This is a genomic window from Streptomyces sp. HmicA12, from assembly GCF_000373565.1.
Taxonomy (GTDB): Bacteria; Actinomycetota; Actinomycetes; order Streptomycetales; family Streptomycetaceae; genus Streptomyces.
In genome coordinates this window covers 151,282-165,494 of record NZ_KB891802.1, presented here as the reverse complement: position 1 = coordinate 165,494, position 14,213 = coordinate 151,282, and the positions used below count along the sequence as shown (strand labels likewise).

The following is a 14,213-nucleotide window of genomic DNA, read 5'->3' as shown; positions in this document are numbered from 1 at the left end:
GCACCATGGCCGCCTCAGCGCAGAGCGCCGCGGAGCCCAAGGTCGGGCTCCGCGAGCGCAAGAAGATCAAGACCAGGACGGCGATCCGCGAGGCGACGTACCGCCTGATCATGGAGCAGGGGTACGACGCGACCACGGTCGAGCAGATCGCCGAGGCCGCCGAGGTGTCGCCGTCCACGGTCTTCCGCTACTTCCCGACCAAGGAGGACATCGTCCTCACCGACGAGTTCGACCCGATCCTGGAGCGGGAACTGCGGGCGCGGCCCGCCGACGAGCCGATCGTCGACTCCGTGCGGCACGTCGTCGAACGCAGCCTGGATCTCGCCTTCGCGGACACGTCCCCCGAGGTCACCAGGTTGCGCCTGCGCCTCCAGGTCGAGACGCCCGCGGTGCGCTCCCGGATGATGGAGTCGATGTCGGTCACCGGCCAGTTGATGTGCCGGGTCATCGCCGACCGCACCGGCCGCGACCCGGACGGTCTGGAGGTCCGCGTCCACGCCATGAGCCTGGTCAGCGCCATGATGCAGGCCACGATGTACTGGGCCGAGCACGACCAGGAGGACGACCTGCGCGACCTGGTGATGCGCGCCCTGGACACCGTGCAGCACGGGCTCTAGACGCGCCCCAGATCCTCGAACCCCAGTGGCTTGAGGGAGTAGAAGCTCCAGGCCGAGCCCTTGGCGCCGCCCTTCACCCTGATGTCCTCGGTGCCGGACGCCTCCGAGGACCAGCGGATGCGCAGGGTGTGCGCGGTGCTGCAGCTGTTGCGGTAGTAGACGGTCGTCGTGAGGACGCCGCCGTCCTTCCAGGACCAGGAGAAGCAGCCTGTGCGGCCCCGGTGCACCGTGTCGACGGCGGCCGCCGGGAAGCTGCTGACGAGGAGCGGGGCGCAGGCGAGCGCGGCGGTCGCGAGGTAGCGGATCATGTCCTACGTATCTCAGCGACCGCCGTCGAGGAAACGGCCCGGGACCCGGATCACCCCGTGCGAGTGGCGGCCGGGCCGTGTCCCCCGCGCCGTCAGGCCCGCGTCTCGCCCAGGATCCCGTTCAGCCGGTCGGCGTCCGTCACGGGTGCGTCGCACACGAAGTGCCGGCACACGTACGCGGTTTCGCGGCCGTCCACCATCAACCGGTCGGCCAGCAGCGGGAGTTCGCCACCGCCCTGCGGTCCGGCCGCGACGACGGCGCCGGGCGCGGTCCCGGTGAGCGCGGTGTGGTGCATCCGCCCGCCCACCTCGCCGACGACGGCGACCTCACGGGGCCCGTCGAGCAGCGCCTCGGCGACCGCGAGGCCGTTGCCGATGAACCGCGGCACGCGCGGGCCGAGCGCCTTCACCACGCCCAACGCCCGCTCCGCCGCTGCCCGGTGGGGCTCGGAACCGGTGTGCGCGGCGTACGACAGCAGGGCGCCCGCCGCCGCGGTCCAGCCGGACGGCGCGGCGTTGTCGGTCGGGTCCTGCGGCCTCCTGATCAGCTGCTCGGCGTCGACGGCGGTGTCGTAGAGCGCCCCGCTCCCCTGATCCACGAACCGGTCGAGCACGTGGTCGAGCAGGAACCCGGCGAACTCCAGCCAGACGCCCTCGCCGGTCACGGAGGCGAGCGCGAGGAACCCCTCGGCGACGTCGGCGTAGTCCTCGAGGACGCCCGCGTTGGCGCCGACGTGACCGTCCTTGCTGGTGCGGGAGACGCGCGCCAGCGGGTCCATGTGCAGGCGCACCAGCAGATCGCCCGCGCACACGGCGGCGTCCACGAGGTCCTGCCGTCCGAAGTAGGCGCCGGTCTCGGCGAGCGCGGCGATCGCGAGCCCGTTCCAGGCGGCGACGACCTTGTCGTCCCGGCCGGGCGCGGGCCGCTCGGCGCGGGCCGCGACGAGGCGCTTGCGGATGCCCTCGATGCGCGCGGCATCGAACACCTCGTCGTTCTGCGGCAGTTGGAGCACGGAGGAGCCCTCCTCGAAGGTGCCCTCCCCCGTGACCCCGAAGTAACGCGCGGCGAGCGCGCCGTCCTCCTCCCCGAGCACGGCGGTCAGCTGCTCGGGCGTCCACACGTAGTAGGCGCCCTCGACGTGCTTCCCGCTCACCGGGTCCTCGCTGTCCGCGTCCAGGGCCGAGGCGAACCCGCCCTCGTTCGTGCGCAGTTCGCGGACCATGAAGTCGGCGGTCTCCAGGGCGACGCGCCGGGCGAGCTCGCTGCCGGTGGAGCGCCACAGGTGGGCGTACGCGCGGCACAGCAGCGCGTTGTCGTAAAGCATCTTCTCGAAGTGCGGAACCGTGAATTCGCGGTCCACGGAGTACCGGGCGAAGCCGCCGCCGAGCTGGTCGTAGAGGCCGCCGCGGGCCATCCGCTCGCACGTGTCGACGGCCATCTGCAGCGCGCCCTCCGCGCCGGTGCGGGCGTGGTGGCGCAGCAGGAACTCGATGACCATGGACGGCGGGAACTTGGGCGCGCCGCCGAATCCGCCGTACGTCGCGTCGTACTCGCGCACGAGCCCGAGCAGCGCCTGCCCGAGCTCCTCCTCGCCGGGCGCCTGCGTGTCGCCGTACGGCAGTTCGCGCGCCGCGAGATCGGCGGTGATCTTCCCCGCGACCTCGGCGACCTCGTCGCGCCGCCCGGTCCAGGCGTCCCGTACGCCCTCCAGGACCTGGGTGAAGGAGGGCATGCCGTGACGCGGCTCCGGCGGGAAGTACGTGCCGAAGTAGAACGGCTCGGCGTCCGGGGTCAGGAACACCGTCATGGGCCAGCCGCCCTGGCCGGTCGCGGCCTGCACGGCCTCCATGTAGACGGCGTCGACGTCGGGGCGCTCCTCGCGGTCGACCTTGACGGCGACGAAGTGGTCGTTCACGACGGCGGCGGTGGCGGCGTCCTCGAAGGATTCGTGGGCCATGACGTGGCACCAGTGACAGCTCGCGTACCCGACGCTGAGCAGCACCGGCACCCCCCGCCGCCGCGCCTCCTCGAAGGCCTCGGCCGACCAGGGCCACCAGTCCACCGGGTTGTCGGCGTGCTGGAGGAGGTAGGGGGACGTCTCATGGGCCAGTCGGTTCGGCATGCCTCCCATACTCGCCCATGCCCGTCATGGTCCGGTCTTTGATCGCAGGGACTCTCGCGCTGACACCCCATACGCAGGACACTTGACCCGGAACTGCTGCTACGGAGGGGGACCGAAGATGCGAGACAGCCATCGGGCGGAGGCCGAGCGGCTGTTGGCCCGGGCCGTGGAGGAGGAGGTGCGGCGCTCCGGCGGACGGACCGACGGCGGGGTGCTGCTCGCCCGGGCACGGGCCGCTCTGGACTCCATGGCCCAGAGCGCCGCCGAGGAATACACCGCGTACACCCGGGCCCTGGACGAGGCCGAGGCCGGGCAGATGACGTTCAAGGAGCGGTTCGCCAAGGAGGGCGGGTCAACTCCCCTGCAGATAGCCGGAGTCGGCGCCATCACCGCCTGCGTGGCCGACCTGATCCTCGGCACCGGGACCGGGATCGCCGTGGGTGTCGGGGCGAGTGTCGCGGTTCTCGGCGCGGCCGCCACGGTCGTCAAGGTGACGGCGGCGCACGTGCCGGCCGCCAGCCGCAGCGCGGGCGCGAGGAACCAGCCGGGCGGGCCCGAGCAGCTGCGGCTCCAGTGGCTGACCGCGCTGGAGGTGCGGGGCATCCGGCCCTTCCTCGACCAGCAGCGGGTACTCGCCGCGTCCACCGGTCCGGCCGGGGTGAAGAAGGCCGTGCCCGGGATGCGCAGGACCGACAAGAGCGCGGCCGCGCGCCGCCGCAGCGTCCTGGAGCAGTCGTTCGGCCAACTGCCGGAGCCGCAGGGCCCGTTCGCGGGGCGGCGGGCCGCCATGGCGCGGATCGCGCAGTGGGTGCACGCGGCGCGGGCCAGTACGGAGACGAAGCCGACGGTCGTCGTGCTGCACGGGGCGCCGGGCGCGGGCCGCACGACACTCGCCGTACGGGCGGCGCACGCGGTGCGGGACCAGTTCCGCGGGGCGTGCGTGGTGGACCTGCGCGGGGACCGGGCGGACGCGCCCACGCTGTCGACGCGGGACGCGCTGCTGCATCTGCTGAACCGGCTGGGCGCACCGCGCGAGCAACTGCTCTTCCGTGAGCGCTCCACGCAGGAACAGCAGGTCAAACGGCTCAGCGAGCTGTACCACCAGCACCTGACCGGGCTTCCCGTCACGATCGTGCTCGACGACGCCGACGACGCGCGGCAGGTGCGCACCCTCGTCCCCGAGCGCTCCGACAGCCTCGTGATCGTGACCTCGCGGGAGCCGCTGGAGCTCGGCGAGGACATCCCCGCCTGGGTGCACCACCTGCCCGTCGAGGCGCTCGACGCGGCGGGCGCGGAGGAGCTGCTGCGCGAGGCGGCCGAGGACACCGGCGGTCCCTACGACGCCGAATCGACCGACGCCGTAAGGGAGTTGTGCGGCGGCCTGCCGCTGGCGCTGCGCATCGCGGGGTCCGCCATCGGACCGCGCACACCCCGCCAGCTGGCCACCGACCTGAGCGCGTACGGGCCCGTCGACCCGGTCGAGCGCGTCCTGTGGCTGCGCTACAGCGACCAGTCCGACGCGGCCCGGCGCCTGCTGCGCCGTCTCGCGCTCGCGGGCCGGGCCTCGCTCGGCGCGGCCGCGGCGGCCGCCCTGCTGGCCACCGACGACACGGAGGCCACCCGGCATCTGACCGCCCTGGCCCGCGCGGGTCTCGTCGACCACGTCCGCGGCAGTCGTTACCGTCTGCACGACCTCGTCCGCTCCTTCGCGCAGGCCCGGCTCGCCGACGAGGAGGAGCCGCGGGAGCGCACGGCGGCGCAGGAACGCCTGATCAAGAGCTACGCCGAACTCGCCGACTCCGTCATCCGCCTGGTCGACGGCAACATGTCCACCCGCGCGGGCCAGATGGGCCCGCACGGCTTCACGTCGCTGGACGCCGCCCTGCGCTGGCTGGACGACGAGTCGAGCTTCATCACGGCGGCGCTGCGGCACGCGGAGGGGGTCAACCAGGACGCGGTGCTCGGCCTGCTCGGCGCCCTGTGCGACTACTGCCTGCTGCGCGGCGACCTCTACCGTTTGGGTGAGATCAGCGAGTTGACACAGGCCATCGACCAGGGCCTGCTCGTGCGCTCGGTCCAGTGGCGCACCGGCATCGCGGCCCGCCAGCTCGGCGAGCTCGACAAGGCGCGTACGACGCTGTCGTCCGTGGTCGACCTGTACCGCGAGGCACACCACCAGGCGGGCGAGGCCCGTGCCCTGTGTTCGCTGGGCATCACCCTGCACCACCAGGGCCAACTCACCGAGGCCACAGCGAAGTTGCGGGAGGCGCTGGCCCTCCAGACGACGCCCGAGACCAACGGCGACCGCGGCTGGACCCTGCACGCGCTCGCGGCCGTCGAACGCGACCGCGCCCACGTCCGTGAATCCCTCGCCCTCCTCACCGACGCCCTCGCCCTGCACCGCGAGAACGAGTCCCTGCACGGCGAGGCCTGGGCCCACTTCCAGCTGGGCCAGCTGCGCCTGCGGATGGGCGATGTCCCGCGCGCGGACGAGGAGTTGAGGTCGGCGCTCGATCTGTACGGGCGTACGCGCGACGCCCGCGGCGAGGCCTGGGCGCTGACCCAGCTGGCCCGCGCCCGCCTGATCGACGGCGACGCCTCGCTGGCCGTCGACGGCCTGCACCAGGCCGCGTCCCGGCACCGGGACAACGAGGACGCGCGCGGCGAGGCCTGGACGTACTACTACCTGGGCCAGGCCCTGGAGGAGACCGGCAACCTCGACCAGGCCGTCCGCGAGCTGGAGCGCTCCCGCACCATGTTCTCCCGGATGCGGGACGTCTACGGGCTGGGCTGCGCCCGCCACCACTCGGCGCGCGTCACCCGTGACCAGCGGGCCCTGCAGACCGGGTCGCTGCGCAACTCCGGCTTCGCCCGCCAGCTCCTCGTCGACGCCCGCGCCGACTTCCAGCGCATCGGCGTCGCGCACGGCGAGGCCTGGACGTGCCTGGAGCTCGCGGTCGTCGACGCGGGCAACGCCCGCCTCCAGCAGGCGCTGTCCCTGTGCGAGGAGGCGGCGGCGCTCTTCTCCTCGTACGGCGACCGGCGCGGCGAGGACTGGGCGGTCTTCCTGCGCTGCACCCTCCTCCCCTACGCGTCACCGGGCGGCTCGGAGATCGGCACGGCCGTCGCCCAGGAGGAGCTGTCCCAGCTCGCCCGCGCCGGCCACCCCACGCGCGACGGCAAACTCGACGACTACGTGGAGGCCTACCAGCTGCTCCTGGAGCGCGGCACGGACCTGGAGTCGGGCTGGCAGGCCTGGCGCCTCGGCATGGTCCCGAACCGGCACGCACGGGACGTGATGGGGGTGGTGGTCGGCGCGGAGCAGGGGTAGCTAGCGCCGCACCCGGTACTGCAGGTGCAGCACCCGGTCGCCCTGGACGATCACATGCGGGTCGTCCAGGAGCCGCTCGCCCTCGGTGGCGCCGAAGAAGCGCTTGCCGGAGCCGAGGACGACCGGGGCGACGTCCATCGCCACCACGTCGATCAGGCCGAGGGCGAACGCCTGGCCGCCGATGTCGCCCGCGGTGACGGCCACGGACCGCTCGCCCGCGAGCTCCTTCGCCGTGGTGATCGCCTCGGTCACGTCACCGACGAAGTGGTAGTGGGACGCCTCGGGGTGCCAGTCCGCGGGCCGCGGCCGGTGCGAGACCACGACGACGTGCTCACCGGCGGGCGGCTTCGCGTCCCAGCCGTCGGTGAGGTCGAAGAGGCGGCGCCCCATGACGGTCACGCCGAGGCTCTCCCACATCGGCCGGGTGTACTCGGCGGACGCCTTGGAGACCCGGAAGCCGGCCCCCTCGACGAGCGGCACCTCGCCGTTGCCGTACCAGTCGAAGAGGGCGCCGACCTGGTCGTCGGCATCAGCGATGAATCCGTCCACGGAAACGACTGCGTGCATCAGTACAGGGCTCATACCTGTACGACTCCCCGCGCCGCGAGAACTCATCGCGGGCCGGGGCCGTGCTCAGCCCCGGCCGACCCGTCGGCCGTGACCCGGTCCCCGCGTGCGGAAACGGAGGTGTCAGGCCGAGGTGCGGGCGTCGTCGCCGGCCGGCTCGGAGGCCGCCTGATCGGACGACTTGTCCTTGAAGTCGACCTTCCGCATGTGCTTGTTCATCGACTTCATCAGACCCCACACGGCCAGGGCCATCACGGCGAAGACGATGAAGCCGAGCACGCCCGGGGTCACCTTGTCCTCGTCCACCTCGGCGGCCAGAGGGACGAGATGGGTCAATGCCAGATTCGCAGTCACATCAGGCATTGTGACGGACGCCCGCGAAGAGGTCGTCCTCGGGGAGGGAGGTATCGACGAGCGACTTCGCGAGCTCGTACTCCTCGGTCGGCCAGACCTCCTTCTGGATCTCCATCGGGACGCGGAACCAGCCGCCGTCGGGGTCGATCTGCGTGGCGTGCGCGATGAGCGCCTTGTCGCGGATCTCATAGAACTCGGCGCACGGCACGTGCGTGGTGAGCGTGCGCTCCACCCGGTTGAACTCGTCCCAGCGCTTGAGCCAGTCCGCGTACGGCGACTCCAGGCCGCGGTCCAGCATCGCCTGGTGCAGGGCGAGGGTGCGCGGCTTGTTGAAGCCCTGGTTGTAGTAGAGCTTCGACGGCTGGAAGACCGGGCCGAACTCGTCCTCGGGGTACTTGACCGGGTCGTTCGCTCCGTCGAAGGCCACCATCGTGATCTTGTGGGTCATGATGTGGTCGGGGTGCGGGTAGCCGCCGTTCTCGTCGTACGTCGTGATGACCTGCGGACGGAACGAGCGGATCTGCTGCACCAGCCGCCCGGCCGCGACGTCGACGTCCTCGAGGGCGAAGCAGCCCTCGGGCAGCGGCGGCAGCGGGTCGCCCTCGGGCAGGCCCGAGTCGACGAATCCCAGCCAGTCCTGCTTGACGCCCAGGATCTCGCGGGCCTCCTCCATCTCCTTGCGACGTACCTCGTGGATGTTCTCCTCGATGTACTTGTCTCCCTGGAGCTTCGGGTTGAGGATCGAGCCGCGCTCGCCTCCCGTGCAGGTCACGACGTGCACGTCCACCCCCTCGGACACGTACTTGGCCATGGTGGCCGCGCCCTTGGACGATTCGTCGTCGGGGTGTGCGTGAACGGCCATCAGTCGCAGCTGCTCAGTCAAGACAAGATCCTCGGTGAGATGGGGCGCCCGGTGTGTTTCGGTGCGATGGGCGGCTTCTATAGTGACCGAACCGGGGGGCGGAAAATTCCGGTGCCCACATGTTGGCGGGCGTTTTGAGAGGAACTGGCTGATGAGCGCCGTGCAGCAGCAGCGGCCCGAGGGACGCTACGGCTCGTCCCGCTCCGCCGACGCCCGCGCCGACCGCAAGCTCAAGGTCGCCGCGATCGTCCTCGGCACGCTGTTCGCCGCGATGATGGCCTGGTTCGGCTGGTACTACGTCGGCGAGAACACCTTCAGCGGCGAGGTCATCGCCTTCAAGACGTACGACGACCACGTCCGGGTCCACCTGGAGATCCGCAAGGACACCGACGCCACCGGGTACTGCACGATCCGCTCGCAGACCGCGGAGGGCGCCGAGGTCGGCCGGGCCGACTTCCACTTCGCTCAGCAGCAGGGCCGGATCGACAAGGTCGTCACGCTGCGTACGGCCGGGGGCAAGGGCACGACCGCCGAGCTGGTCGGCTGCCACGCCGACTAATACGCCGTGGCTGACCTGCGTTGACGTAAAACTGATGCCTTATGTCCTCCCCCTGGGGCACGGGAATTGTTAGGCTCGTGGTTTCGCCCACCCGAGAGGGAACATCCTTCTGGGTAGGGCGATGCTTTGTATTCCCAGTACCTACGAGGAGCGACCTGTGACCCAGACCAGCGAAGACGTCACCTGGCTGACGCAGGAGGCGTACACCAAGCTCAGGGACGAGCTGGCGTACCTGTCTGGTCCCGCGCGCGAGGAAGTCACGCAGAAGATCGCTGCGGCGCGCGAGGAGGGCGACCTGCGCGAGAACGGCGGGTACCACGCGGCCAAGGAGGAGCAGGGCAAGCAGGAGCTCCGCATCCGCCAGCTGACTCAGCTCCTGGAGAAGGCCAAGGTCGGTGAGGCCCCGGCCGCGTCCGGCGTCGTCGCGCCCGGCATGGTCGTCACGATCGCCTTCGACGGCGACGAGGACGACACCCTCGAGTTCCTGCTCGCCTCCCGCGAGTACGCGAGCTCCGACATCGAGACGTACTCGCCGCAGTCGCCGCTCGGCTCGGGCGTGAACGGCAAGAAGGTCGGCGAGGACGCCGAGTACGAGCTGCCGAACGGCAAGATGGCCTCGGTCAAGATCCTCCGCGCGGAGCCGTACAACGGCTGACCGCACGCAGAACACGCGAGAGGGGCCCCGCGACGATCGTCGCGGGGCCCCTCTCGCGTCGTCAGACAGCAGCCTTCCGGTACTTGCGCACCGCGAGGGTGCGGAAGACGACGATGATCAGGACGGACCAGATCAGGGACGCCCAGACCGGGTGCTCCATCGGCCAGGCACCCGTCACCGACTGCGGGACGCCGTCGATCGTGTTGCCGAACAGCTCGCGCGCCGCCGCCACCGTGGCACTGAACGGGTTCCACTCGGCCACGTACTGGAGGAACTTCGGCATGCCGTTGACCGGCACGAACGCGTTCGAGATGAAGGTCAGCGGGAACAGCCAGATCAGGCCGCCCGAGGTCGCCGCCTCCGGAGTGCGCACCGACAGGCCGATCAGCGCGCCGATCCAGGTGAACGCGTAGCCGAGGAGCAGGAGCAGACCGAATCCGCCGAGCACCTCACCGATGTTCGTGTGCGTGCGCCAGCCGACGAGCAGGGCGACGACGGCCAGCACGGCGAGGGTCACGGCGGTCTGCACGAGGTCCGCCAGCGTGCGCCCGGTCAGCACCGCGCCGCGCGCCATCGGCAGCGACCGGAACCGGTCGATCAGCCCTTTCGCCATGTCGTCCGCGATGCCCGCACCCGCACCCGCCGTGGCGAAGGTGACCGTCTGCGCGAAGATGCCGGCCATCAGGAATTCCTTGTAGGCACTGGCGCTGACGCCGGCGCCCGGAATGGCGATCGAGCCGCCGAAGACGTACGTGAACAGCACCACGAACATCACCGGCTGGATGATCCCGAAGAGGATCATCTCGGGGATCCGCGTCATCCGGATCAGGTTCCGCTTCGCGACGACCAGCGAGTCCCGGACGGACTGGCCGACGCCGCCCGCGGGGCGCGGGGCGAGCTTCGGGGCGTCGGTGACGATGCTCATTTCGCGGCCTCCTCGGTCGCGTCGGTCTCCTCGGCCACGTGTCCCGTCAGCGAGATGAACACGTCGTCGAGGGTCGGGCGGCGCAGCCCGATGTCGTCGATCTCGATGCCCCGCGCGTCCAGGTCGCGGATGACCTCCGCGAGGAGCTTCGCGCCGCCGGTGACCGGGACGGTCAGCTTGCGGGTGTGCTGCTCGGTGGCGACCTCGCCCTTGCCGTAGCCGCGCAGCACCTCGGCGGCCGCCTCGATGTGCTCGCGCTCGTGCACGACGACCTCGACGCGCTCGCCGCCGGTCTGCGCCTTGAGCTGGTCGGAGGTGCCGCGGGCGATGACGCGGCCGTGGTCGACGACGCAGATGTCGTGGGCCAGGTGGTCGGCCTCCTCCAGGTACTGGGTGGTGAGGAGCAGCGTCGTGCCGCCCGCCACCAGCTCCTGGATGACCTCCCACAGCTGCTGCCGGTTGACCGGGTCGAGGCCGGTGGTCGGCTCGTCCATGAACATCACGGGCGGGGAGACGACGAGCGCGGCCGCGAGGTCGAGGCGGCGGCGCATGCCCCCGGAGTACGTCTTGGAGGGGCGGTCGGCGGCGTCCGCGAGGTGGAACCGGTCGAGGAGCTCGCCCGCGCGGGCCTTCGCCTCCTTGGCCCTCATCTGGTAGAGCTGGCCGACCATCTGCAGGTTCTCGCGGCCGGTCAGGTACTCGTCGACGGCGGCGAACTGCCCGGACAGGCCGATGGAGCGCCGTACCTCGTTCGGATGCTTCAGTACGTCGATGCCCGCGACGACCGCCTTGCCGCTGTCCGGCGTCAGCAGGGTCGTCAGGCAGCGCACCGCCGTCGTCTTGCCCGCTCCGTTCGGCCCGAGCAGGCCCAGGACGGTGCCTTCCGGTACGTCGAGATCTACGCCGTCCAGAGCCCTGACATCGCCGAAGGTCTTCACCAGACCTTCGGCGTAGATGGCGCCTGGCATGTGGTCCCCCAGTTGGTTGGGCGAATTACCTAAAGCGGCCTACATGTGGAGAAAGTCTAGATTTGCCGGTTCATACGCGCCCGGCGAAAGGGTGAAGGACCCGTACGCTATCGCGATGCATCGCGTCTCTGCAACGGATTTACGTCTCCTGGCCTACGCGGCCCCCGACGCCTTCTGGTCGATGACCGTGTAGCCCGCGTCGCGCAGCGCGGCGCCGAGCTGGGCGCAGTGCGCCGGCCCCTTGGTCTCCAGGTGCAGCTCCACCTCCGCCTCCGTGAGCCCGAGCCGCGGATCGGTCCGTACGTGGCCCACGTCGAGGACGTTGGCGTCGGCCACCGACAACACCCCGAGGAGCGTGGCGAGGGCGCCGGGGCGGTCGGTGAGGCGCAGCCGCAGCGACAGATAGCGGCCCGCCGCGGCCATGCCGTGGGTGAGGACGCGCTGCATCAGCAGCGGGTCGACGTTGCCGCCGGAGAGCAGCGCCACGATCGGGCCCTCGAAGCCCGTGGGGTCGCCGAGGAGCGCGGCGACGGGGCTCGCGCCTGCCGGTTCCACGACCATCTTGGCGCGCTCCAGGCAGAGCAGCAGGGCACTGGCGAGCTGGTCCTCCGTCACCGTGCGGACCTCGTCGACCAGGTCCGCGATCAGCCGGAACGGGACGTCACCGGGGCGCCCCACCTTGATGCCGTCGGCCATCGTCGCCGGGGTGTCGATCGCCACCGGGCGCCCGGCGGCCAGCGAGGGCGGGTACGCGGCCGCGCCCGCCGCCTGGACGCCGATGACCTTGACGTCGGGGCGCACCGCCTTGACGGCGACGGCGATCCCGGCGGCCAGACCACCGCCGCCGACGCCGACGAGGATCGTGCGCACCTCCGGGCACTGCTCCAGGATCTCCAGGCCGAGCGTGCCCTGACCGGCGACGACGTCCGGGTGGTCGAAGGGGTGGATGAAGACGGCGCCGGTCCGCTCGGCGTGCTCCTGGGCGGCGGCGAGCGTCTCGTCCACGACCTGACCGTGCAGGCGGACCTCGGCGCCGTAGTCCCGGGTCGCGGCGACCTTCGGCAGGGGCGCGCCGACGGGCATGAACACCGTGGAGCGCACGCCGAGGAGCGAGGAGGCGAGGGCCACGCCCTGCGCGTGGTTGCCCGCGCTCGCGGCGACGACCCCGGCGGCCCGCTCCTCCGGCAGCAGCCCGGCGATCCGCACGTACGCGCCGCGCAGCTTGAACGAACCGGTGCGCTGAAGGTTCTCGCACTTGAGGTGGACCGGGGATCCGACGAGCTGGGACAGGTGGTGGCTGTGCGCCATCGTTGTCATCCGTGCCACCCCGGACAGCATCTTCCGGGCACCGCGTACGTCGTCCAGAGTGACGGCGGCCGGGAAAGGCAAGGAGTCAGACGGGCTGTAGCTCATGACTGAAGTCTCGCAGCTCACGCCGTACGTGACTCGGGATGTTCACGCTCCGAGACCGGATTGCGCACGGCCGGTACGGCCAGCGCTTTCGCCGCGTACCCTGTGGGCCAATCTCGTAATTCCGTGCAAGTTCATTCAGTGCAAGTCCCGTGCAATCCACCACCCACGCATGAAGTGAGCCCCCGGCCATGCCCACACCACAGGAAACGATGGACATGACGACCGCCGGCGACACCGGCCTCCTCGACACGCTGCAACACGAGGTGGCGGTCTTCGCTCGTCGCGCCGAACAGACCCGGCTCGGCGGGGTCGGGCAGGTGCGCAACTCGATGGACCGAGCCGCGTACCTGCTGCTCAACCGCCTCGACAAAGAAGGCCCGATGGGCGTGAAAGCGCTTGCGGCGAGCATGGGGATCGACTCCTCGACGGTGACCCGCCAGGTCGCCCCGCTCGTCGACACGGGTCTCGTCAAGCGCACCTCGCATCCCGAGGACGGCCGGGCCGTGGTGCTCCAGCTGTCCCCGCGGGGTCTCGCCCGCCTCGACGAAGTACGTTCGTCGAGGCGGGAGTTGATGGCGCAGTTGACGGAGGACTGGGGTCCGCAGGAGCGCGAGCAGTTCTGCGCGCTCCTCACGCGCTTCAACTCCGCCCTCTCGGCACGCCAGTCGGGCCAGGCCGCGCCGCCCGCGGATTCCTGACCCGCCCGACCCGGCACAGCTCCCCGTCGTCCGGACGGCCGCGGCTCCCGCCTCTTGACCAGGGGGCCGCGGCAGGCCTCATATGAAGGGTGCGCGAACGGCAGGCGTCCAAGGATGTCCGCCGCACCCGCGAGTTCGAGGCGTTCGTCGCGGGCGCGGCCGGACGGCTGCTGCATGCCGCGACGCTGCTGACCGCCGAGGCCCCGGACGACAATCCCCGCGCGCGGCGGCTCCTCACGGCCTCCCTCGCCCGGACGTACGCCTCCTGGGACCGTCTTCGGGGGGAGGATCCCTACGACATCGCGCGCAAGGACCTGGCCGTCCGCTTCGCCCGGGGCAGCCGGTTGTCCTGGCCGCGGCCCCGCCGTGACGGCGGTGTGCTGCGGCATCTTTCCGCGCAGGAGCGCCTCATCCTCGTACTGCGGCTCTTCGAGGGGGTCGGCGAGGAGCAGGTCGCGGCGCTGCTCGGCCTTCCCATGGAGCGGGTCCGTGCCGTGCACGCGCGCGCGATGGGCCTCGTCCTGCATCCGCCGCGCGGGCCCGCGCCCGCCCCGCCGCTGCACGGGACGGCGTCGGCATGAGCCTCGACGAGCGTAAAGAAGCATCGGTACGCGCCGTGCTCGACTCCGCGCCGCCGCCGGTGGTCCCCGCCGAGCTGTGCGCCGAGGCGATGCGCAGGGGCGGCCGTGCGCTGCGCAGGCGGCGGGCGGCACGGCGGCTGCTCTGGCTGCTGCTGGCCGCGACGGTGGTGGCGTTCGTCGTGTGGGCGACGATGGCGCGGCCGTGGGTGGAGCCGCCGTCGAAGACGACTCCACCGCTGACCGGCTGGTGAA

At 71.4% G+C, this 14,213-nt stretch carries 15 protein-coding genes; 7 read left to right on the top strand and 8 right to left on the bottom strand.

Annotated elements, in window-relative coordinates; genetic code table 11:
* Window positions 1-5: 5 nt before the first annotated feature.
* Entirely contained in the window at window positions 6-617 is a 612-nt protein-coding gene (locus tag B072_RS0111605) for a TetR family transcriptional regulator (protein ID WP_018530112.1), read from the top strand.
* On the opposite strand, the gene B072_RS0111600 is transcribed toward B072_RS0111605, so the two are convergent.
* A complete protein-coding gene (locus B072_RS0111600) occupies window positions 614-925 on the bottom strand; it encodes a hypothetical protein (protein WP_018530111.1) in 312 nt (103 codons plus the stop codon). The genes B072_RS0111605 and B072_RS0111600 overlap by 4 nt on opposite strands.
* 92 nt (window positions 926-1,017) lie before the next feature.
* Window positions 1,018-3,048 carry a thioredoxin domain-containing protein gene (locus B072_RS0111595; RefSeq protein WP_018530110.1) on the bottom strand — a complete coding sequence of 677 codons (2,031 nt, stop codon included), beginning with the start codon at window positions 3,046-3,048 and terminating at the stop codon, window positions 1,018-1,020.
* A gap of 118 nt (window positions 3,049-3,166) precedes the next feature.
* Between B072_RS0111595 and B072_RS0111590 the strand changes: the two genes are divergently transcribed.
* Window positions 3,167-6,379, top strand: coding sequence for a tetratricopeptide repeat protein (locus tag B072_RS0111590; protein WP_018530109.1), 3,213 nt, complete (start codon window positions 3,167-3,169; stop codon window positions 6,377-6,379).
* Here B072_RS0111590 and B072_RS0111585 read toward each other — a convergent pair whose 3' ends face one another.
* From B072_RS0111585 to mca, 3 genes are all read right to left on the bottom strand, one after another.
* Complete coding sequence (locus tag B072_RS0111585) at window positions 6,380-6,961, bottom strand: dihydrofolate reductase family protein (RefSeq protein ID WP_026245714.1); 582 nt, start codon at window positions 6,959-6,961, stop codon at window positions 6,380-6,382.
* Window positions 6,962-7,069: 108 nt separating this feature from the next.
* Window positions 7,070-7,309, bottom strand: coding sequence for a hypothetical protein (locus B072_RS0111580; RefSeq protein ID WP_078506390.1), 240 nt, complete (start codon window positions 7,307-7,309; stop codon window positions 7,070-7,072).
* Window positions 7,302-8,183: a mycothiol conjugate amidase Mca gene (gene mca, locus B072_RS0111575; protein WP_026245713.1), complete on the bottom strand. Its 882-nt coding sequence runs from the start codon at window positions 8,181-8,183 to the stop codon at window positions 7,302-7,304. The genes B072_RS0111580 and mca overlap by 8 nt, the downstream gene beginning before the upstream one ends.
* 130 nt (window positions 8,184-8,313) lie before the next feature.
* Between mca and B072_RS0111570 the strand changes: the two genes are divergently transcribed.
* A complete protein-coding gene (locus tag B072_RS0111570) occupies window positions 8,314-8,721 on the top strand; it encodes a DUF4307 domain-containing protein (RefSeq protein ID WP_018530105.1) in 408 nt (135 codons plus the stop codon).
* A 157-nt stretch (window positions 8,722-8,878) separates the two neighbouring features.
* Window positions 8,879-9,376, top strand: a complete 498-nt coding sequence (gene greA, locus B072_RS0111565) for a transcription elongation factor GreA (protein WP_018530104.1) — start codon at window positions 8,879-8,881, stop codon at window positions 9,374-9,376.
* A gap of 61 nt (window positions 9,377-9,437) precedes the next feature.
* Here the strand turns inward: greA and B072_RS0111560 are convergent, their stop codons facing one another.
* The 3 genes from B072_RS0111560 to ilvA form a co-directional block, all read right to left on the bottom strand.
* Complete coding sequence (locus B072_RS0111560) at window positions 9,438-10,301, bottom strand: ABC transporter permease (RefSeq protein WP_018530103.1); 864 nt, start codon at window positions 10,299-10,301, stop codon at window positions 9,438-9,440.
* Entirely contained in the window at window positions 10,298-11,269 is a 972-nt protein-coding gene (locus B072_RS0111555; RefSeq protein WP_018530102.1) for a daunorubicin resistance protein DrrA family ABC transporter ATP-binding protein, read from the bottom strand. Before B072_RS0111555 ends, B072_RS0111560 begins: the two co-directional genes overlap by 4 nt.
* Before the next feature lie 153 nt (window positions 11,270-11,422).
* On the bottom strand, window positions 11,423-12,682 hold the full coding sequence (gene ilvA / locus B072_RS0111550) for a threonine ammonia-lyase (protein WP_026245712.1): 1,260 nt from the start codon (window positions 12,680-12,682) through the stop codon (window positions 11,423-11,425).
* Between the two features lie 209 nt (window positions 12,683-12,891).
* Between ilvA and B072_RS0111545 the strand changes: the two genes are divergently transcribed.
* The 3 genes from B072_RS0111545 (at window position 12,892) to B072_RS49090 (ending at window position 14,212) form a co-directional block, all read left to right on the top strand.
* Entirely contained in the window at window positions 12,892-13,380 is a 489-nt protein-coding gene (locus tag B072_RS0111545) for a MarR family winged helix-turn-helix transcriptional regulator (RefSeq protein ID WP_018530100.1), read from the top strand.
* An 89-nt stretch (window positions 13,381-13,469) separates the two neighbouring features.
* Window positions 13,470-13,961 (top strand): sigma factor-like helix-turn-helix DNA-binding protein, encoded by a 492-nt coding sequence (locus B072_RS0111540; RefSeq protein WP_018530099.1) that lies wholly within the window; start codon window positions 13,470-13,472, stop codon window positions 13,959-13,961.
* Window positions 13,958-14,212: a hypothetical protein gene (locus B072_RS49090; protein ID WP_026245711.1), complete on the top strand. Its 255-nt coding sequence runs from the start codon at window positions 13,958-13,960 to the stop codon at window positions 14,210-14,212. The genes B072_RS0111540 and B072_RS49090 overlap by 4 nt, the downstream gene beginning before the upstream one ends.
* Window position 14,213 lies beyond the last annotated feature (1 nt).

Excerpts from the sequence above, each read along its gene's own strand:
- B072_RS0111605 (WP_018530112.1), top strand. The coding sequence starts at position 6 with ATGGCCGCCTCAGCGCAGAGCGCCGCGGAGCCCAAGGTCGGGCTCCGC.
- B072_RS0111600 (WP_018530111.1), bottom strand. The coding sequence starts at position 925 with ATGATCCGCTACCTCGCGACCGCCGCGCTCGCCTGCGCCCCGCTCCTC.
- B072_RS0111595 (WP_018530110.1), bottom strand. The coding sequence starts at position 3,048 with ATGCCGAACCGACTGGCCCATGAGACGTCCCCCTACCTCCTCCAGCAC.
- B072_RS0111590 (WP_018530109.1), top strand. The coding sequence starts at position 3,167 with ATGCGAGACAGCCATCGGGCGGAGGCCGAGCGGCTGTTGGCCCGGGCC.
- B072_RS0111585 (WP_026245714.1), bottom strand. The coding sequence starts at position 6,961 with ATGAGCCCTGTACTGATGCACGCAGTCGTTTCCGTGGACGGATTCATC.
- B072_RS0111580 (WP_078506390.1), bottom strand. The coding sequence starts at position 7,309 with ATGCCTGATGTGACTGCGAATCTGGCATTGACCCATCTCGTCCCTCTG.
- B072_RS0111570 (WP_018530105.1), top strand. The coding sequence starts at position 8,314 with ATGAGCGCCGTGCAGCAGCAGCGGCCCGAGGGACGCTACGGCTCGTCC.
- B072_RS0111560 (WP_018530103.1), bottom strand. The coding sequence starts at position 10,301 with ATGAGCATCGTCACCGACGCCCCGAAGCTCGCCCCGCGCCCCGCGGGC.
- B072_RS0111555 (WP_018530102.1), bottom strand. The coding sequence starts at position 11,269 with ATGCCAGGCGCCATCTACGCCGAAGGTCTGGTGAAGACCTTCGGCGAT.
- ilvA (WP_026245712.1), bottom strand. The coding sequence starts at position 12,682 with ATGAGCTACAGCCCGTCTGACTCCTTGCCTTTCCCGGCCGCCGTCACT.
- B072_RS0111545 (WP_018530100.1), top strand. The coding sequence starts at position 12,892 with ATGGACATGACGACCGCCGGCGACACCGGCCTCCTCGACACGCTGCAA.
- B072_RS49090 (WP_026245711.1), top strand. The coding sequence starts at position 13,958 with ATGAGCCTCGACGAGCGTAAAGAAGCATCGGTACGCGCCGTGCTCGAC.